Below are 23,127 nucleotides of genomic sequence, written 5' to 3' on the forward strand. Positions count from 1 at the left end.
AAATGGGAGACGTTATTGATATATATGGTTTATCACCTTTGCAAAAAGGAATACTGTTTCATACTTTATACGATCAAGATGATGAACATTCTTTTTCCTATATTGTACAAGTAGGTTTCTTGCTCGGGGGGCAATTGGATGTTGATACTTTTGAAAAGGCTTGGGAATATGTTATTAATCGACATGAGGTTTTACGTTCAGTATTTGTATGGGAGGAAGTAGAAAAGCCACTACAAGCGGTTTACCAACGTCTTCCTTTTACTATTCATCAAGAGGATTGGAGCACCTATCCACATGAGGAAAGGGTGAAGAAATTACAACAGTTTTTGAATGTAGATCGTAGAAAAGGATTTTTATTGGATGAAGCACCGTTGATGAGAGTCACTGCGATTAAAGAAGCAAAAGAGGAAACGAGAATTATTTGGACACATCATCATATTTTGCTAGATGGATGGAGTGTATCATTGGTCTTTAGTGAAGTGATGGAAGTTTATCTCAAGATGATAAAGGGAGAATTATTGACTCTTCCTAAATCTCTTCCTTATAAAAAATATATCCAGTGGATAAATAAACAAGATCAAAGTCAAGCAGAGGAATTTTGGAAAGAAGAATTAAAAGGGTTCTATGCACCTACGCCATTAGCAATGGAAAGAAAGGATCAAGGACAAGAGAAGGGCTATGGAGAGTGTGTTTATCAAGTATCTGAGAAACTTACTGAGAAGTTACAAGAGTGGGTACGAAATAGTCGATTAACGTTGAATACGTTAGTACAAGGTGCATGGGCTTATTTGATGAGTAGGTATAGCGGTGACAGTGACGTCGTATTTGGCGTAACTAGCGCTGGACGTCCTACTGATTTAATGGGAGCAGAGAATATGGTGGGGCTATTTATTAACACATTACCTACCAGAATTCGATTAACGGATAATACATCAGTAGTAGATTGGCTTCGTAAAATACAAATGAAAGAAATGGAACGAAGACAGTATGAGTATAATTCGTTGATAGATATTCAAGGCTGGAGTGAGGTTCCGCGAAATAGCTCCTTATTTCATACCTTGTATGTGTTTGAAAATTATCCAATTCAAGGTGAGAGAAATGATGATTTAAGATTACTAGATGTTACAAGCACGGAACAAACAAATTATCCTTTAACACTCATTGTAATGCCCGGTAAGAAAATTACTTTAAAGTTGATGTATGATCGAAGCTATTTTAATGAAGAAACAATAAATCTGATTCAGAATCACTTATTGCAAATATTAATTCAGATGACGAAGAGCCTAGATTCAAAACTATTTGAAATTACTCATTTAACAGAAGAAGAACAGATACAGTTACTAGAGGAATGGAATCATACTCAATTTAATTATTCGGCTGAAGGCATGATTCATACGATGTTTGAGGAGCAAGTTAAAAAAACACCGGAAGCAATCGCGGCTAGTTACGAAAATGAACAAATTACCTATAAAGAGTTGGAGAAGCGTGCAAATCAGCTAGCTCATTATCTACAAAAGCATGGTGTAGGCCCAGAGTCTCTAGTTGGGGTATATATGGAACGTTCATTACAAATGATGATAGCGTTATTAGGTATTCTAAAATCAGGAGCAGCGTATGTTCCACTTGACCCTACTTATCCAGAAAGTCGACTTCGATATATATTAGAGGATGCTGGAATCGAAGTACTAGTGACGGAAGAAAATTCTAAAAATTTGTTTGTATCTGAAAAAATAGAAACGATTTGTATGAATAAAGATTACACTGCAATTGAAAAAGAAGAATCAACCCCATGCATAAGTGGTGTAACAGGAGAAAATTTAGCGTATGTTATGTATACTTCAGGATCTACAGGGAATCCAAAGGGAGTAATGATTCAGCATCATTCAGTAATTAATTATCTAGAATGGATGCAACATAAATATCCGCTTTCTGAAAAGGATGTGGTCTTGCAGAAAACGCCATTCTCATTTGATGTCTCTGTTTGGGAATTGTTTTGGGGCATTCACGTTGGTGCAAGTGTATCTTTCCTACCTCCAGGTGGAGAAAAAGATCCTTCTATTATAGCTGAAGTGATTAAACAACATCAGGTTACTATAGTTCAATTTGTACCTTCGATGTTATCTGTTTTCTTAGACCACTTCAATCATATTGAATTGAACATGAATTGTTCGTCCGTACGCCATGTATTTTCTGGTGGAGAAGAACTAAGTTCAGGGTTGGTTAGACGATTTCAACAGAAATGGAATTATAGTGGACAAGTGAAATTAACCAACTTTTATGGACCAACTGAAGCCACTATTTATGTGAATGCATTTGATATTCAGCCTAATCAAGAATTTGTTTCTATTGGGCAGCCAATACAGAACACGCAATTATATGTATTAGACCAAAATCAACGCTTGCAATCAATAGGAATTGAGGGTGAGTTATATATTGGTGGTGCTGGTTTAGCACGTGGATACTTAAATCGTCCGAATCTTACTGCTGAAAAATTCGTTTCGCATCCATATCGATTTGGGGAACGACTATATCGAACAGGAGATTCAGTAAGATATTTAACTGATGGAAATTTAGAATTTATAGGTAGAATGGACCACCAAGTCAAAATGCGTGGTTTTAGGATTGAATTAGGAGAAATTGAAGCGACTTTAGAAAAATGTTCGTTTATTAAAGAGGCTGTCGTATTAGTTAGAGAAGATCGTCCAGGTGATCAACGATTGGTTGCATATGTAATAAGTGATGGAAATACCGAGGAGTGGAGAGAGTGTTTACAAAAACAATTACCGAATCATATGATTCCAGCGCACTTTATAGAGTTAGAACATTTCCCGCTTACTCCAAATGGGAAAATTGACCGAAAGGCCTTGCCAGCACCTGATGAGCAAGCTATTGAAGATTTAAATGTGCTACCTCGGACGCCATCGGAAGAGCTTATTGCCTCGGTTTGGAGTCAAGTGTTAGGAACAGAAAATATTGGCATTCAGGATTCCTTCTTTGAACGTGGTGGGCACTCACTACTTGCTACTCAAATTGTCTCTCGATTGCAAGAACTGTTCCAAATTAAAATTCCATTACGTGAACTTTTCAAGCACGATACAGTGGAAGCATTGGCGAAACGAGTGGATCAGTTACGAAAAGAAGATAAAAAACGAGAGGTTGCGCCCCTTGTACCTATGAAACGAGAAGAAGTTATCCCACTTTCCTATGCGCAGAAACGTCTATGGTTTATTGATCAATTAATGCCAAATAGTGCTATGTACAATATCCATGCAGCGTGTCGCTTAACAGGTGAATGGTCAATTGAAGCATTGGAGGTCGGATGGAATCAATTGTTGGAGCGTCATGAATCATTAAGGACGACAATTCTAGAACAAGAGGGTGAACCTTTTCAACAAGTTCAATCTCATGTGTTCAGGTATATTCCTCAAACGAATCTAACAGATCTTTCCTTGGAAGATAGGGAAAGAGAAATGAAACGCCTTATTCAAAACGAGGCGGAGGAACCATTTCATTTTGGACAAGGTCCTCTGATTCGAACACGAATATTGAAAGTGGACAGGGAAGAATGGGTTCTCATTTGTACGATGCATCATATTATTTCAGATGGATGGTCAATGGGAATCTTACTTGAAGAATGGATGGCTTTTTATGAAGGAGCACTAACCGGAAAACCAGTGGAATTGAAGGAGTTATCTATCCAATATGCAGATTTTGTTATGTGGCAGAAGGAATGGCAAAAAGAGGAGAGTTTGAATCAGCATCTTCAATATTGGAAGGAAGAATTATCTGGGGAACTACCGGTTTTACAATTACCGATGGATCGTCCTCGACCTGCAGTTCAAACCCATCGTGGTGCAAGTCAGTCCTTAATAGTGGCGAATTCCTTACAGAAAAAGCTCAAAGATTTAAGTTTGCAAGAAGGATGCACTTTATTTATGACATTGATGGCAGCGTATCAAAGCTTCCTTTCTCGTTATACAGGACAGGACGACATTATAGTTGGAAGCCCAATCGCTAATCGAAATGTGAAAGAGATTGAGGGATTAATAGGATTCTTTGCAAATACGTTAGTTTATCGAGCTGATTTCAGTGGAAATCCCACGTTCCAAGAACTATTGTCGCAGGTAAGAAAAAAAGCGCTAAAAGCATTCGAGTATCAGGACATCCCATTTGAGAAAGTGGTAGAATCCGTAAAACCTGAACGGAATACAAGTCATTCACCAATATTTCAAACTATGTTTACTTTACAGAATATGAAACAAGAATTTCTTCAGCTATCTGAAAGACAAATGGAACTCATGGAAAGCCATGCTTCTGTTGCCAAATTTGATTTGAGTTTATTTGCTTCTGAGACGGAAGAAGGATTATCACTAACCTTTGAATATAATACTGATTTGTTTAATGATACAACCATTGAACGTATGGCAAGTCATTTTAAACATTGGTTAAATCAAATTGTCTCTCATCCAAAATGTATACTATCAGAACTGAATATGTTATCAAAAGTAGAATATAAGCAACTACTAGAGGAATGGAATGAATCAGCCGTTATAGATATAGAAGATAGTACGATTCATACAATGTTTGAAGAACAAGTAGAAAAAACACCAGAAGCAATTGCAGTAGTGTGCGAAGATGAAGAACTAACATATCGAGAGTTGGACGAACGCTCGAATCAGTTGGCACATTATTTACAAAAAAATGGTGTAACATGCGAATCATTAGTTGGGATTTGCGTTACACGTTCATCCGAGATGATTGTCGGTCTCTTAGGAATTATGAAGGCGGGAGGAGCATATGTCCCAATTGATCCAGCGTATCCGGAAAGTCGACTGCAGTACATTTTAGAAGATGCTCAAATAAAGGTACTGGTGACACAGGAAAAGTTACAACAAAAAATGGTTATACCTACATTCGTCAACGTCATTTGTATTGATCGTAATCGAGCAGAAATAGAACAAGAAGTTACTACGGTATGCACGAGTGAAGCGACGGGTGATAACTTAGCTTATATTATCTATACTTCAGGTTCCACGGGAAATCCAAAGGGAGTAATGATTGAGCACAGAAATACAGTAACAATGATTCATTGGGCGCATCATACGTATTCTCGAAAGGAATTAGCGGGAGTATTAGCTTCAACTTCACTATCTTTTGATTTATCCGTTTTTGAAGTATTTGTTCCCTTAACGATGGGTGGTAAGGTGATTGTCGCTGAAAATGCTCTACATCTAGACAAGTTGTCTACCAAAGGTGTGACTTTGGTTAATACTGTGCCATCGGCAGCAAAGGAACTGGTTCGAGCAAAAACAATTCCTTCTTCAGTAAAGGTAATGAATTTGGCTGGAGAACCGTTACCATATCCGCTTGTTCAAGATTTATACGAGAGAAGTACGATTGAGAAGGTGTTCAACTTATATGGACCGTCTGAAGATACTACGTATTCCACGTATATGGAATTAGAAAAGGGTGTCATGCATAGGGTACCACCAATTGGTAAACCAATCTTCAATACAGAAGTATATGTATTGAGTGCTGAACAAAAAATGGTTCCAATTGGTGTAGTTGGTGAGTTGTACATTGGTGGATCAGGGTTAGCACGTGGATATTTAAAACGCCCTGACTTAACGAAAAATCGATTTATAACGCATCCGTTTAAAGAAGACGAGCGAGTATACCGGACTGGAGATCTAGTAAGGTATTTGCCGGATGGAAATTTGGAGTATGTTGGACGAATTGATCATCAGGTGAAAATTCGTGGGTTCCGGATTGAACTAGGAGAAATCGAAGCGGTATTACAAAAGCATACATTAGTTAACGAAGCTATTGTGATGGTGCGGGAAGATTATCCTGGCGATCCACGTTTGATTGCCTATGTTGTAGGAGACGGGGATGCTCAAAAGTGGCGTGATTATCTCAAGGAACAACTACCAAACTATATGATTCCATCCTATTTTGTTGGATTAAATGCATTTCCACTCACTCCTAATGGGAAAATTGATAGGAAGGCTTTACCAGCACCAGAGAAGCAGGAGATAGCAAGTTGTTATATTGCTCCTCGTACGTCTACGGAAAAAACAATTGTTTCGATATGGCATGAAGTTTTAGGTATGGAAAACATCGGAATTCAAGATTCGTTTTTTGAAATTGGTGGACATTCATTACTTGCTACGCAAGCTGTTTCCAATCTTAAAGAGGCTTTTGGAATCGAGATACCATTGCATGATTTATTTATATTTCATACGGTGCAGCAATTGGCAGAACAGATTGATCAATTGCTCGATAACAAAAATCAAGAAATGCAGAATGATAGTAAGGAGAATGTAAGTCTTCAAGACTATATTCAAAAAGAAGCAGAAGTCAGTAATGATGAAGAATTACTAGAACTGCTTAAGCAATTAGAAGAGCTATCAGAGGAAGAAGCACATGGGATATTCGAGAGTAATTTGATTGAGGAAGGGGTAAAAAAATGAGAAGTGATTTACTTGCAAAGCTGAGTTCACTTTCTCCTGAGAAGAGAGCATGGCTTCAGAAGCAAATGCAAAAAAAGGAGAATAAAGAAGCACTCCCGTTGTCTTATGCACAACAACGTTTGTGGTTTATGGACAGATTTAACCCAAACAGTTCTTTATATAATATTCCAACAGTATGGCATCTAAAAGGAAATTGGATACCTGAAGCATTAGAGAAGGGATTCAATCGACTCATTGAACGTCATGAATCATTACGAACTGTTTTTAAAGAAATAGGAGAACAGCCTGTGCAACAAATTGTCGAATTCCTTCCTAGAGCATTACCTGTAAGGGATTACTCTCAACTTCCTCTAGAAGTAAAAGAAAAAGAGGTAAATAGTTTAATTGCGAGCGAAGCGCAAGAACCATTTGATTTAATGAATGGTCCTTTAATTCGTAATCAGCTTGTTCAATTAGAGAAGGATGAATGGTTATTACTGTGTACGATGCATCATATTATTTCTGATGCTTGGTCCATTGGTATATTCATGAATGAATGCCTTGCTTTCTATGAAGAAGAAACGGGTGGAAATCCTGCTAAATTAAGTTCATTATCTATTCAATATGCAGACTTTGCGAAGTGGCAAAAGGGGTGGTTGCAAGGTGATGTGCTAAATCGTCAGCTTACGTATTGGCAGGAAGAATTGTCTGGTGAGCTTCCTATCTTACAACTGCCAGTGGATCGACCTCGACCGGTTAAGCAGACTTACTCTGGGGCTGCGCATCACGTGATTTTTCCTTATAAATTGCTCAGTCAATTGAAGGATATAAGCCGACAAGAAGGATCCACTTTATTTATGACTTTAATGGCCGCATACCAGAGCTTTCTTGCTCGTTATACGGGACAAAAAGATATTCTAGTTGGTAGCCCGATTGCAAATCGGAACCATAAGGGAGTAGAAGGATTAATTGGTTTCTTTGTTAATACGTTGGTTTATCGATCAGATTTGAGTGGCACCCCTACCTTTCGGGAGATTTTGAACCAAACAAAGAAAAAAGCGTTAAAAGCTTACGAATATCAAGATATACCATTTGAAAAAGTGGTAGAAGCTGTGCAACCTGAACGAAGCATGAGTCATTCCCCTATATTTCAGACCATGTTTACGCTACAGAATATAAAACAAGAACGACTAGATTTGCCTGATAGAAGTATTGAAATGGTAGAAAGTAATATGTCTATTGCTAAATTTGATTTGAGCTTAACTGCCTATGAAGTGGAAGAAGGTCTATTCGTCTCATTTGAATACAACACGGATTTATTTGATAGTAGTACCATTGCACGTATGGCAGGACATTTTGAGAACTGGCTAAATGAAATCACGTATCATCCAGATGAATCATATACAAAGCTGTCAATGTTATCGGATACTGAGCAAAAACAACTCCTAGAAGAATGGAATGATACGGACGTAGTTTATGGTCATGATTGTATGATTCATGAGCTATTTGAGCAGCAAGTTGCACGGACACCTGACGCAGTGGCGGTAGTTTATGAGGGTGGAAAGCTAACGTATCAAGAACTAAATGAAAAATCGAATCAATTGGCACATTTTCTACAAAAACGAGGTATCGGACCTGAATCATTGGTTGGTATATGTATTGAACGTTCTCCTGATATGATTATCGGTCTCTTTGGGATTTTGAAGGCAGGTGGGGCTTATGTCCCACTGGACCCAAGTTATCCTGAAAACCGCCTGAGATATATTTTGGAGAATTCACAAATTCAAGTGCTGTTAACAAAAGAGGCACTACAGGACTGGTTACCTAAAGATATTCAAGCAATTTGTTTAGACCGGGATCAAGTGATGATTTCTAAAGAGAGTAATTTAGCTCCGGTAAGTGGAGTAACAGCAAATAACTTAGCCTATATTATATACACTTCGGGTTCGACGGGAAATCCAAAGGGGGTAATGATTGAACATCATTCCGTTATCAACCGCCTACAGTGGATGCAGAAAAAATACCCATTGTCCGAGGAGGATACAATCCTACAAAAGACACCGTTTTTATTTGATGTTTCTGTATGGGAATTATTTTGGTGGTCATTTGTAGGAGCACGTGTTTGTTTACTTCCACCAGGAGGAGAGAAAGATCCTGCGGTGATTGAGGAGTATATTGAACGATATCGCGTGTCCACCATACACTTTGTTCCGTCGATGTTATCTACTTTCTTAGATTATATGGAACTATATAATTCGAAAAGGGATGTATCGTCTTTAATTCAAGTTTTTACTAGTGGAGAAGCGTTAAACACTGAGCATGTTCGCCGGTTTAAGGGGATCTTTTACAATGTTCAGCAAACAAAGTTAATTAACTTGTATGGTCCTACTGAAGCGACTGTGGATGTGACTTATTACAATTGTGATTTAGAAAAAGAAGCAATGATTATTCCGATTGGTCGTCCAATTGATAATACAGAGTTGTATGTGTTAGATCAATATCAACAAGTAGTCCCGATTGGTGTGGCAGGGGAACTTTACCTTGGAGGAGTAGGATTGGCACGTGGCTACTTCAATCGACCGGATTTAACTACTGAACGTTTTATTCCGCATCCTTTTAAGGACGGGGAACGATTATATCGAACGGGTGACTTGGTGAGATATATGAATGATCGTAACTTAGAATATATTGGAAGAATAGATAACCAAGTTAAAATTAGAGGATTCCGAATTGAATTGGGAGAAATTGAAGCAGCTTTACATGATCACTCATCTGTAAAAGAGGCAGTCGTGTTGGTGAAGGAAGAACGACCAGGAGATAAGCAGTTAGTAGCTTATGTAGTGGGTGAAGGGGATGCTGGAGAATGGCGTGAATATCTCAAGAAGCAATTACCACATTATATGGTTCCGGCATACTTTTTCCAAATTGAAGGTATGCCACTCACTCCAAATGGTAAAGTGAATCGGAAAGCATTATTGGAATTAGAAGAACAGTTCATAAGTGAAGATATTACTTCATCACGAACACCAGTGGAGGAGCTCATCGTTTCCGTTTGGAGCCAAGTGTTAGGAATAAAAAATATTAGTGTTCAGGATTCCTTTTTTGAAATCGGTGGTCATTCACTACTAGCTACTCAAGTAGTGTCACGTTTACAGAGAATTTTTCAAATCGAATTACCAGTACGTGAACTATTTGAATATACAACGGTGGAGTCACTGGCAAAGCGATTAGAACAGTTACGTAAAGGAGATAAAAAACGAGAGATTCCGCCACTAATACCAATGAAACGAGGAGAAGCTATTCCACTATCTTATGCCCAACAACGTTTATGGTTTATTGATCAATTTACACCTAATAGTGCCCTTTACAATATGCCAATGGTATGCCGTCTTACAGGGAATTGGCTACTTGAAGCATTGGAAACGGGATGGAATCAACTAATAGAACGTCATGAATCACTGCGGACGGTCTTTCAAGAGGTGAATGGTCAACCCGTACAGCAAATTGAACCGTATGCTTTTCAATCAATTCCGAAAACGGATTTAACTATGTTTTCTTCTGAAGATCAAGAAGAAGTTAAACGTTTAATTCAACAAGAAACAGAAGTACCATTTGATTTAACAGAGGGTCCATTAATCAGGACAAGTATTTTGCACGTGGGAGAGGAAGAATGGATACTCCTTTGTACTCTACATCATATCATTTCAGATGGATGGTCAATGGGAATCCTACTTGAAGAATGGATGGCATTTTATGAGAAAGCAACGGATGGAAAGGTAGCGGAACTTGAACCATTACCGGTTCAATATGCCGACTTTGCTCAGTGGCAAAAGGGATGGCTAAAGGAGGAGGTGCTTGATCAACAACTCCAATATTGGAGGGAAGAATTGTCTGGGGAGCTTCCTGTACTCCAACTTCCTGTGGATCGCCCGCGTCCCGCAATACAAACACATCACGGGTCGACATACACTCTGGTTCTGCCAAGCACGCTACATGATAAATTGAATGAACTTAGTCGAAAAGAAGGGGCTACACTCTTCATGACGCTTTTAGCTGCATATCAAAGTTTTCTATCTCGTTATACGGGACAAGAAGATATTCTGGTCGGAAGCCCAATTGCGAATCGGAATTATAGAGAAATTGAAGGACTAATTGGTTTCTTCGTTAACACGCTGGTTTATCGAGCTAATTTGAGTGGTAGACCGACATTTCAAGATGTACTGTATCAGGTTCGTCAAAAGGCATTGAAGGCGTATGAATATCAAGATATTCCATTTGAAAAAATTGTAGAAGTTGTGCAACCGGAGCGAAGTACAAGTCATTCGCCAATTTTCCAGACTATGTTCATCTTGCAAAATATGAAACAAGAGTTACCGGTGTTATCTAGTAGAAGTATTGAAATGATAGAAAGCCATAGTCCAATTGCAAAGTTTGATTTAAGTGTAATGGCAGTTGAGACGGAAGAGGGATTACTTTTTACTTTTGAGTACAATAAGGATTTATTCAATGCTACTACTATTGAACGGATGGCAGGACACTTTGAGAAATGGCTACATGAAGTTTCTCATCGCCCACAAAATCCGTTGCATGACCTGAGCATGCTATCAGAAACCGAGCGTACTTTGTTATTAGAAACATGGAATGACACTGTAATGGAAATGTCTCATCAGGGTCTTATTTGCGACAAATTTGAGGAGCAAGTAGCAAGGCGTCCTGATGCGATTGCGGTAGTTGATCAAACAAAACAGTGGACTTATGGTGAATTGGATACACAAGCAAATCAGTTGGCAAATGTTTTACAGCGAAAGGGAGTAGCTCCAGAGTCAGTGGTAGGGGTTTATCTTCCGAGATCAGCTGAGCTGATGGTAAGTTTACTAGGCATTTTAAAAGCTGGTGGAGCTTATGTCGTTTTAGATCCGTTGTATCCAAAATCAAGGTTAGAATACATGATTGAAGATGCAGGAATTCAATTTGTAGTGACGGCGGAAGGACAAGACGGACATTTCGCACACGTCGAAATGGTGAGGTTAGAAGAATTAACGGTGGAAAGCGTAATCGCACCTACACGTCAAATAAATCCAGAGAACTTAGCCTATATTGTTTATACCTCTGGTTCTACAGGAAAACCGAAGGGTGTAATGGTTGAATATCGCTCATTAATGAATATGGTTTCTTGGCATCAGGAAGTTTATCATATTTCAGCAGAGGATCGTGCGACTCAGATTGCAGGGGTTGCTTTTGATTCGGCTGTCCAGGAGATTTGGCCGTATCTAACTGCTGGCGCAGCGCTCTACTTGTCAACAGAGGAACTGAGAATTAATCCAGAAGCACTAAGGGACTGGCTCATTGATTCACGAATAACAGCTAGCTTTGCACCTACGCCTATTCTGGAAAGACTCTTGAAATTATCTTGGCCAGATAAAACGGATCTTCGTTTTATCATTACTGGTGGGGATCAATTAACGCAGTATCCATCTAACGATATTCCTTTTGCGGTAATTAATCAGTATGGTCCATCGGAGAATACCGTTGTTACCACAGATTGTTATGTACCTGTAGGAGTGACAACAGGTACGCCATCGATTGGTCGACCGATTGCGAATACAGAAGTTTATGTGTTAGATTCTCATCTTCAGCTAGTACCAACTGGTGTAATTGGAGATCTCTATATCGGAGGGAAGAGTCTTGCACGTGGATATGCTAATCGTCCGGATCTTACAAAGGAAAAATTTATTCCACATCCTTTCAAGTCAGGAGAACGTCTCTATTATACAGGAGACAAAGCAAGTTATCTTTCTGATGGTAATCTCCAGTTCCATGGACGTATAGATGACCAAGTGAAAATTCGTGGTTTCCGGATTGAATTGGGAGAAATAGAAGCTGTTTTGCAGGCGCATTCTTCTGTGAAAGAAGCTGTTGTATTGGTGCGAGAGGATAATCAAGGTGATAAGAGATTAGTAGCTTATGTAGTTGGTGAAGGAAGTGTCCATGAATGGCGAGAACATCTACAAACACATTTACCTAATTACATGGTTCCAACAAACTTTATTGAGATGGAATTTTTACCACTTACACCGAATGGAAAACTTGATTTGAAGGCATTGCCTATACTTAGTGAACAATTCGCTGAAAATACTGTATACCCAAGAACTCCGCTGGAAGAACTTATTGCTTCAGTGTGGAGTCAAGTGCTAGGAATAAGAGACATTGATGTTCAGGATTCTTTCTTTGAGCTCGGTGGTCACTCTCTACTTGCTACACAAGTGGTCTCACGCTTACAGGAAGTCTTTCAAATCAAATTGCCAGTACGTGAACTGTTCGAATATTCAACGGTCGAGGCATTATCGAAACGAATAGATCAGTTACGTAAGGGGAGCGAAAAACGAGAAATTCCACCATTGATGCCGATGGAACGAGGGGGAAATATTCCACTGTCTTATGCCCAACAGCGCTTATGGTTTATTGAACAATTTGCACCTAATAGTGCACTTTATAATATGCCGATGGTATGCCGGCTTACAGGGAATTGGTTACCTGAGGCATTGGAGTTGGGATGGAATCAGTTGATAGAGCGTCATGAATCTTTGCGGACTGTATTTTATGAAGAGGATGGCCATCCTGTGCAGCAGATTCAAACGTACGTTTTCCGTCCGCTTCTGCAAATGGACTTAAATAAGCTTTCATTAGAGGAGCGAGAAAGAAAGTTGGAGCAATGGATTCAAACTGAAGTCGAATCTCCATTTGATTTAGAACAAGGGCCATTATTCCGTGGGAAACTCATAAGAATTTCAGAAGAAGAATGGGTTCTTCTGTGTAATATGCATCATATTATCTCGGATGGGTGGTCGATGGAAATCTTGCTTCAAGAATGGATGGCATTTTATGAGAATGCGATTGGTGAAAAACAAGCAGAGCTGGAACCACTACAAGTTCAATATGCCGATTTTGCTCAGTGGCAAAGAGACTGGTTGAAAGATGAAGTACTATATCAACAGCTTGCATATTGGAAGGAAGAATTATCTGGTGAGTTACCAGTCTTAATGTTGCCAATGGATCGTCCGCGTCCGCCAGTGCAAACCCATCATGGATTAACTCATAATGTTTTGTTGTCACGCTCATTACTGGATAAATTAAACGAACTAAGTCGTCAAGAAGGGGCCACACTTTTCATGACCTTATTGGCATCGTATCAAAGTTTCCTTGCTCGTTATACGGGACAAACGGATATTATTGTTGGTAGCCCAATTGCAAATCGAAATTATCGAGAAATTGAGGGGCTGATTGGTTTCTTTGTCAACACTTTGGTTTATCGAGCTGATTTAAGTAATGCACCGGCATTTCAAGAGTTGTTGTCTCAAGTGCGGATAAAAGCATTGAAGGCGTATGAGTATCAAGATGTTCCGTTTGAGAAAATTGTAGAGGTTATCCAACCTGAACGAAATACAAGCCATTCCCCGATTTTTCAAACCATGTTTACTTTGCAAAATACGGGACAGAAGCTACCAGAATTACATGGAAGAAATATAGAAGTAATGGAAAGTAATGCTCCGATCACTAAGTTTGATTTAAGTTTAACTGCTGCAGAAGTGGAAGAGGGTTTATTACTTACTTTTGTTTATAGAACTGATTTATTTGACAGTTTAACTATTGAATCCATGGCTGAACATTTTGGGAACTGGTTGAATGTAATCGTGGAGAATCCTGATAAATCATTAGCTAAGTTGCCTATATTATCAGGATTACAGCAAAAACAGTTGGAGGAGTGGAATAATAATAATGTAGCATATCCACAGGAAAGTACGATTCATCAGCTGTTTGAAGAGCAAGTAAATCGTACACCTGATGCGGTAGCAGTGGTAGATGAAAAACAGCAGTTAACATATCGAGAGCTGAATGAAAAAGCTAATCAATTGGCCCACTATCTTCAGCAATGTGGGATTGGGACTGAATCATTAGTTGGAATTTGCTTTGAGCGTTCAGTTGAGATGATTGTTAGTATTATGGGGATCTGGAAGGCTGGAGCAGCATATGTTCCATTGGACCCATCATATCCAGAAAGTCGCCTACGATATATTTTGGAGGACACTGAAATTCAAGTATTAGTTACGAATGAGTCATTGGAAGGCTGGATACCCAAAGAAGTCAAGGCAGTTTGTCTAGATAGGGATCAGGCAATGATTTCAAAAGAAAGCATTCTTTCACCAAAATGTGAAGTAACAGAAGAAAACCTAGCGTATGTTATCTATACTTCGGGATCGACGGGGAATCCAAAGGGTGTCTTGATACAGCATCATTCTGTACTAAACTTGTCGCATGGTTTACAAAAAGAGGTTTTCGAACATGAGATACCATCTAACATGCATGTCGGTTTAAATGCGTCAATTGCCTTTGATGCATCTATTCAGCAATTACAAATGCTGCTTTATGGTTCAAGTTTGTATATTATTCCGAATGAAGTACGAAGTGATCCGGAACAGTTTGTAGCTTATATTAGGGAGAACAAGTTAGCAATCTTTGATATAACGCCTTCAATGCTTCAATTACTTATAGATGCCGGATTGTTAGAAACGTACGATGGCGTTCATGTTCCAAGTAAGGTATTGGTTGGCGGCGAAGCAATTATGCCGTCATTATGGGAACAGCTAGTAGAGACTGATAAAATGGAGTTTTATAATGTATATGGTCCTACAGAATGTACGGTTGATGCAACATGCTATCATATTAAAAAAGATAGTAAGAGAGTAACAATTGGGCGTCCATTGCCTAACATCCAAACTTATGTATTAGATAGAAATAGGTTGCCAGTTCCAGTTGGTGTGATGGGGGAACTTTATATCGGAGGAGCAGGTCTAGCAAGGGGGTACTTGAATCGTCCAGAGTTAACATCCGAACGATTTATTTCTCATCCATTCAAAGAAAGCGAGAGGTTATATAGAACAGGTGATCTTGTGAGATATCTTCCTGATGGTAATATAGCCTACTTAGGAAGAATGGATAATCAAGTGAAGATTAGAGGATTTCGAATTGAACTTGGAGAGATTGAGTCGACCTTACAGGAGCATTACTTAGTAAAAGAGGCAGTTGTAATGGTTAGGGAAAATCAGTCGGGAGATAAGAGGCTGGTAGCTTATGTAGTGGGCGAAGGCAGTTTAGAAGAATGGCGAGAGTATCTTAAAACAAAACTGCCAATCCATATGATACCTTCCTACTTTGTCGAAATGAAAGAATTACCGCTAACCATAAATGGAAAGGTTGATCGGAAATCGTTACCTATACCAGATTATCAAGGAACAAAAGAAGGATACGTGGCCCCAAGAAATGAACGTGAACATAGGCTTTCTATCATTTGGGAACGTGTGCTAGGTTCAAAACGTATTGGTATGAATGATAACTTCTTTGAAATTGGTGGAGATTCAATTCTTAGCATTCAGATTGTCTCGCGCGCGAAGCAAGTTGGTTTACAATTGACACCAAAACAAATATTTGAACACCAAACGATTGCTGAGTTGGCGCAAGTAGTCAAAGAAGAACAAGGTGTACAAGCTGAACAGGGAATTATAACTGGAGAGACGATACTTACACCTATTCAGCAAAGGTTTTTTGCACAAAATCATCCTAACCCACATCATTGGAATCAATCCATGTTCTTTAGAACGAAAGAGAAATTGGACATAGGATCACTGGAAAAGGCGGCAGGTAACCTTCTACTTCATCATGATGCTCTGCGTTTAAGATATGAACGTTTGCCTAATGGGGTTTGGAAACAGTGGAATGAAGGAATAGAAGAACAATTGATGCTTACTGTCATTTCATTAGACGAAGTGCCGGAAGCTGATTGGCATCAGGTTATTCAAAAAGAGATTAATGTTGCACAAGAAAGTTTGAATTTACATGATGGTCCGCTAATGAGAATGGTGTATTTTGATGAAGGTGAGCACGCTGGCCGATTATTTTGGACAATTCATCATTTAGCCGTGGATGGTGTTTCTTGGCGAATTTTATTGGAAGATTTGCAAACAGCATATACGCAAGTAGTCCAAGGGCAGAAAATTCAATTACCTATGAAGAGTACATCTTTTAAAGAATGGTCGGAGAAATTACATCATTACGCTGAAACTGGACTATCAAAAGAAGTGCTACATTACTGGGAGGAGCAGGCTGAACAAGACGTAGTTAAATTGCCGGTAGATGGTACTATAAGTAATCCAGTAAGCGCAGTAACTGAGGAAATTACTGTGGTGTTAAATGAGAATGAGACCCGTATGTTATTGCAAGAGACTTTAAGCACTCACCGTGTCCAAATCAATGAAGTATTATTAGCAGCATTAGTACAAGCTACGGCAGCATGTACGGGGCAGCCGATATTGAGCGTAGATTTAGAGGGACATGGTCGAGAAGAGATTATTGAAGATGTTGATTTATCGAGAACTGTGGGATGGTTTACAAGTATTTACCCAGTTCATTTAAATATTACTAGTGCTAATACGCCAATTGAAGCATTAAAAGCAGTTAAAGAACAAGTTCGCAAAATTCCTAATAAGGGTGTTGATTATGGGGTGTTGCGTTACATGAACGCAACAATGTGTGAGCAATTAAGCTCCCAATATACACCGTCTATTAGTTTTAACTATCTTGGACAATTTGACCAAATGTTTTCTAGCGATGCAATGTTTATTCCGGAGAACGAATTTAAGCGTTTAGATCATGCAGCCGGTTCCAAGCGATCGCATGTAATTGATGTAATTGGGGTTGTAACGGATGGAAAACTTCAGTTCACTTGGGTATACAATGTTGGACAATTTGCCAAATCAACGATTCAAAGTATTGCACAGAATATGCTATATCAACTGAGTACATTGATTCAATTTTCAGATAGAGAATCTGCACTGACCATTTCGGATTTTGCAATGGCTAATCTTAGCCAAGAAGGTTTGACAAATGTACTAAACAAAATGCATCGCGGAAAGAACAATCAGATTACTGATTTATATCCACTATCACCTTTGCAAGAAGGTATGATTTTCCACACATTGCATGACCAAGGGGATGAACATGTTGCACCGTATATAGTGCAATTGAGTTTTATGATTCGAGGAAAAATGAATATTCCTACATTTGAGCAGGCGTGGAAATCTGTAATTCAGCGGCATGAAATTTTTCGTACAGCATTTGTATGGGACGAAATTGAAGAACCTGTACAAGTGGTGTATGAAAATATCCCATTTAAAGTGAACAAAGAAGACTGGCGTACAATGACAAGTGAAGAGATAGAGGAAAAAAGAAAAGTCTTTTTGGCATTAGATCGAAAACAAGCCTTCCAATTTGATGAAGCACCATTGATGCGGGTAACAGTCATTCAAGAAGGTGAGGAAGAATATCGGATTGTTTGGACCCATCACCATATTTTACTGGATGGATGGAGTTTACCATTAGTATTTAATGAATTACTTACAGTCTATCAGAAGAGAATGAATGGAGAAGCTGTGAAGTTACCTAAGTCCTCACCATATAAGAAATATATCCAATGGTTAAGAGAGCAAGATAAGGAGCAGGCGGAACAATTCTGGAGAGAGAAGCTAAAAGGTTTTACTGCGCCAACTTTGCTGGGCTTAGAAAGTAAAGAGGAAGAAAAAGGTTACACAGAGAAGGTTACGTATTTATCAGAAGAGCAGACTCAAGCGTTACAAGGATGGGCGAAACGCAATAAACTTACTTTGAGTACAGTAATTCAAGGTGCATGGGCATATCTCATGAGCCGATATAGTGGAGAAAATGACATTGTTTTTGGTGTAACAAGCTCAGGGCGTTCTACGGAGATTATTGATGTTGAAAACATCGTAGGTCCTTTCATTACAACGTCACCGACGCGAATTCAATTGGTGGATGATATAAAATTAATAGATTGGTTGCAGAAGATACAAGAGGAAGAGATAGAAAGAAGACAATATGAGTATGCTTCTTTGACAGAGATTCAGGGGTGGAGTGAAGTTCCTAGAGGAATACCGCTGTTCAATAGTTTATATGTGTTTGAAAATTATCCAGTGAAAGAGGAGTCTTCAGAAAATCTGGAAATTGGTGAATTGGAAGGGGTAGAACAAACCCACTACCCATTAGGGTTAGCTGTAGTTCCAGGAATCCAGTTATCGTTAAAGTTAATGTATGACCGTAGTAAGTTTAATAGAGTAACCATTGAACGAATGCTGGGTCATTTACACCAAGTGTTAATGCAAATGCTCAAAAACATTGATCAAAATCTATCGGAGCTAGTATATATTACGGAAGCTGAACAAAGAAAGCTATTGGAAGAATGGAATAATAATACTATATCCTATCCACGTGAGAATGCAATCCATCAACTATTCGAAGAGCAAGTAAATCGTACGCCTGACGCGTTGGCAGTGGTAGATGAAAAACAGCAACTAACATATCGGGAGCTGAATGAAAGAGCTAATCAATTAGCCCATCATTTACAGAAATGTGGAATTGGGACAGAGTCATTAGTTGGCCTTTGCTTTGAGCGTTCAGTTGAGATGGTTGTTGGTCTCATGGGAATTTGGAAGGCTGGAGCAGCCTATGTTCCATTGGATCCATCGAATCCGGAAAGCCGCCTGCAATATATTTTAGAAGACACAGGAATTAAAGTGTTAGTTACAAATGAGGTATTACTAGGATGGATACCTAAAGACATCAAGACAGTTTGCCTAGATAGGGACCAAGCAATGATTTCTCAAGAAAGCAAACTTTCACCAATATGTGAGGTAACAGGGGAAAACTTAGCGTATGTTATCTATACTTCTGGTTCGACAGGGAATCCAAAGGGGGCTTTAGTACAGCACCATTCTGTAATAAACCTATCCTATGGTTTACAAAAAGAAGTTTTCTCACATGAGATACCTAGTAATATGCGCGTCGGTTTGAATGCGTCAATTGCCTTTGATGTATCTATTCAGCAATTACAAATGTTGCTTTATGGTTCAAGTTTATATATTATCCCAAGTGAAGTTCGCACTAATCCGGAACAATTTGTATCCTATATTAGGGAGAATAAATTGGAAATGTTTGATATGACACCTTCATTGCTTCAATTACTTATAGATGGAGGATTGCTAGAAATAAGTGCAGATGTTCATGTACCAAGTAAGATATTAGTCGGTGGTGAAGCAATCATGCCATCATTATGGGAACAGCTAGTAGAGACCGAAAAAATTGATTTTTATAACGTCTACGGTCCTACAGAATGTACGGTTGATACAACGTGTTATCATATTCAAACAGATAGTAAGAGAGTTACAATTGGACGTCCGTTGCCGAACGTGCAAACTTATGTATTGGATAAAAATTTGTTACCTGTTCCAGTTGGTGTAACAGGTGAGTTATATATCGGTGGTGCAGGTATAGCGAGAGGATACTTGAATCGTCCAGAATTAACAGCAGAGCGATTTATCCGTCATCCATTTAATGAAGAAGAGCGTTTATATCGTACTGGAGATTTGGTTCGTTATTTACCTGATGGTAATTTAGATTACTTGAGAAGAATTGATAATCAAGTGAAAATTAGGGGCTTTCGTATTGAACTTGAAGAGATTGAAGCGAATCTAGAGAGGCATCCATTGGTAAAAGAAACAGTAGTTTTGGTAACAGAGGATAAATTAGGAGAGCAGAGATTGGTTGCTTATGTAGTTGGAGATGGAAGTATGCATGATTGGCGTGAATATCTCAAGAGACAAGTACCGAATTATATGGTTCCCGCACACTTTATTAAGGTAGACGAGATTCCTCTTACAACGAATGGAAAAGTTGATCGAAAGGCATTGAACAATTTAACTATTCAAAGAGAAAATAACTTCTCTACACCAATCATTCCAAGGGATGAAATTGAATATCAGTTGATTAAAATCTGGCAGGATGTGTTACAGATAGAAGATGTGTATGTAAATGATGATTTCTTTAATAGAGGGGGACACTCTCTCCTTGTAATTAAATTAGTTTCAAAAATTAGGGAGAAGTTTGGAAAAGAGATTAAGGTGTCTACATTGGTTAAGAATCCAACAGTGGAAGGAATCGCATGCCTTATTCGTGATAAGCATGATATGACGAAATCGGTATCAGCGCTGGTTCCACTGCAAGAATCAGAAAAAAGACCTTTCTTCTGCGTTCATCCGTTTATGGGGAATGTATTTTGTTACATTCAACTAGCAAGATTGCTTAAGAACCATTGTTCATTTTATGGTTTACAGAATCCTCTTATAGAAAAGAAAGAAATTGACGAGTTAACTTTGCCGGAAGTAATTCAACTTTACATCGAAGAAATAAAACGTGTTCAGCCAGAAGGCCCATATCGTCTTGGAGGATGGTCTTTAGGCGGTGCAATTGCTTATGAAATCGCAACTGTGTTAAAGAATCAAGGTGAGGAAGTTGAGTTGTTGGTACTCATGGATACTAAAGTACCTTCAAAGCAGGACTATAAAACGAGTGAGGATATGCTCTCATATATATCTAAGCATTTCATTCCTAGAGATCTTACTGAGCAGGAAGGAGGCCTCGTCCATCAACAAGATATGCTTGTGGAGCGATTAATTATTGAAGGCGTACTCCCACCTGATGCAGATCTTATGAATTTGAAGCAAGTTATCAATGCTCATAGGAAATGCCTGAACATAATGGCAGAGCATGACTTGATACCATACTTTGGGGAAGTTATCTACTTTAGTGCTGAGGAGGGAAAAGAGTTGTTTACAGATTGGGGACCTTTATTAAAAGGAAGAGTAAATAAGTATTCTGTCCCTGGATCACATGAAGAAATAGTGAGCTCCCCGGCAGTTGAAAAGATAGCTAAGTACCTATTAAATGAATTTGAAGGGATAAAAGAGAAATCCATTTTATTAACGGAAAAGTAGAGAGTATAAAAGATGCAACGCAATGAACGAAAAGGGTAGACCAATACCTGCATATCAAGTGCAGGGAATAATGAATATATTAAGAGCATTACTTTTTAAGGGGATAATGTAAAAAGTAATTGGTAAAGACGTAGAAATCTTTATGAGTTATTCATAGTATGATGTAAATACTATGAAATCTTTGTAATAGAAGCGAATGCCTGATGATATTACTGAGGGAAGGTGCATATTTTCATTGATATGTAAATATGCACCTTTTCTATTGTATTTGCAATTTAATAAAGTTAATTTGAATTTATGTAACGCACATATATGAAGCCATCCTTTAAAAAAAGGAAGTGATTTATCATACACATTCAAGCTGTGAAAATACCAAAGAATATTGAAAGTCATTTGTTTAAGCAACTTAGTAACTTGGTTTCAAATGAGAAGAAAGAACGAATGAAGCGTTTATTAAACTCATGCGACATTAATAGAACTTTGATAGGGGATTTACTAATCCGATCTCTAATCTGCCAAAAGTATAAAATTAATAATGAAGAAATTAGATTTATATATAATGAGTATGGAAAACCTTTTGTTGAAAATTTTTCTGACTTTCATTTTAATCTGTCACATTCAGGAGAATGGGTGGTTTGTACTACTGCTAATTTTAATGTGGGTATTGATATAGAAAAGGTTTCAGAGATAGAGGCTCTTAAATTAGCAAATGAATTTTTTTCAGAGGAAGAATTTTATGATATATCTAATATAAATTCTGATGAACAAATTAATTATTTTTATGATTTATGGACATTAAAAGAAAGTTATATAAAAACGATTGGAAAAGGGCTTTATATCCCGTTAAATTCATTCTCTATAAAAAAAGAGTCACCAACTTTAATTTCATATAAGTATATACCTCAAAACTTTTACTTTAGACAATATAACATTGAGCCAAATTATAAGATATCTGCTTGTGCAACAAGGGATGAATTTCCGCAAGAGATAATAATTAAAGACATTTATGCAATTTGCCAAAATATATACAAATTTGAAAGTAAGGAGAAAATCAATGCAGAAGACTAAACTTTTTTGCTTTCCACATGCTGGGGGATCTGCGTTTAGTTACGCAAAATGGAAAAATCACTTTAATCCATATATTGAGGTAGTCCCGATAGAGTTAGCTGGTAGAGGATATAGAATTGAAGAAAACTTGTACCAAAGTATGGAAGAGGCAGTAAATGATGTCTACAATAAAATAGTTATGCAGATAGATGATTCGCCCTACATTCTATTCGGGCATAGCATGGGAAGTTTGATTGCCTATGAAGTAGCAAGAAAAATAAAAGATTCTAAAAACGTATCGCCTGAATTTCTTGTTTTGTCCGGTAGAAATCATCCAAATAGTAAAATAAAAAATATCCGACATAATCTTTCTAATGAGCAATTTAAAAGAGAAGTTATTGCAATGGGAGGTACACCATCCGGGGTACTTCAATCAGAAGAATTAATGGAGATTTTTCTCCCAATTCTAAGAGCAGATTTTAAAATTGTCGAGACATATATTCATGACAATGATATACAACCATGTGATATTGATTTTCTTATATTTAATGGGGAAAATGATGAATTTACTACATATGATCAAGTAATAAAATGGGAGCAATATACAAGTAGAACGTGTACTCTTCATTCTTTTGAAGGTAATCATTTCTTTCTAAATGAAAATATTGAAGAAATAGCAAAGAGTATTATAAGAAAGTTAGATTCTAAAAGATTATCAAATAGTTTTTAGA

At 38.1% G+C, this 23,127-nt stretch carries 4 protein-coding genes; all 4 read left to right on the plus strand.

The features are described from left to right. Nucleotides 1-2: 2 nt before the first annotated feature. The 4 genes from AXW78_RS11865 to AXW78_RS11880 all read left to right on the plus strand — a co-directional run bounded on the left by AXW78_RS11865 (nt 3) and on the right by AXW78_RS11880 (nt 23,126). Entirely contained in the window at nt 3-6,473 is a 6,471-nt protein-coding gene (locus AXW78_RS11865) for a non-ribosomal peptide synthetase (protein WP_061884168.1), read from the plus strand. After that, a complete protein-coding gene (locus AXW78_RS11870; protein WP_061884169.1) occupies nt 6,470-21,349 on the plus strand; it encodes a non-ribosomal peptide synthetase in 14,880 nt (4,959 codons plus the stop codon). Before AXW78_RS11865 ends, AXW78_RS11870 begins: the two co-directional genes overlap by 4 nt. A 363-nt stretch (nt 21,350-21,712) precedes the next feature. Then, nucleotides 21,713-22,417, plus strand: a complete 705-nt coding sequence (locus tag AXW78_RS11875) for a 4'-phosphopantetheinyl transferase family protein (RefSeq protein ID WP_061884170.1) — start codon at nt 21,713-21,715, stop codon at nt 22,415-22,417. Beyond that, a complete protein-coding gene (locus AXW78_RS11880) occupies nt 22,404-23,126 on the plus strand; it encodes a thioesterase II family protein (protein WP_061884171.1) in 723 nt (240 codons plus the stop codon). The genes AXW78_RS11875 and AXW78_RS11880 overlap by 14 nt, the downstream gene beginning before the upstream one ends. The last annotated feature ends 1 nt before the right edge of the window (nt 23,127 follow it).

The sequence above is a fragment of the Bacillus thuringiensis genome (genome assembly GCF_001595725.1).
GTDB classification, from domain to species: Bacteria; Bacillota; Bacilli; order Bacillales; family Bacillaceae_G; genus Bacillus_A; species Bacillus_A thuringiensis_K.

Coding starts and splice junctions, on each gene's coding strand:
- AXW78_RS11870 (WP_061884169.1), top strand. CDS start 6,470: ATGAGAAGTGATTTACTTGCAAAGCTGAGTTCACTTTCTCCTGAGAAG.
- AXW78_RS11865 (WP_061884168.1), top strand. CDS start 3: ATGGGAGACGTTATTGATATATATGGTTTATCACCTTTGCAAAAAGGA.
- AXW78_RS11880 (WP_061884171.1), top strand. CDS start 22,404: ATGCAGAAGACTAAACTTTTTTGCTTTCCACATGCTGGGGGATCTGCG.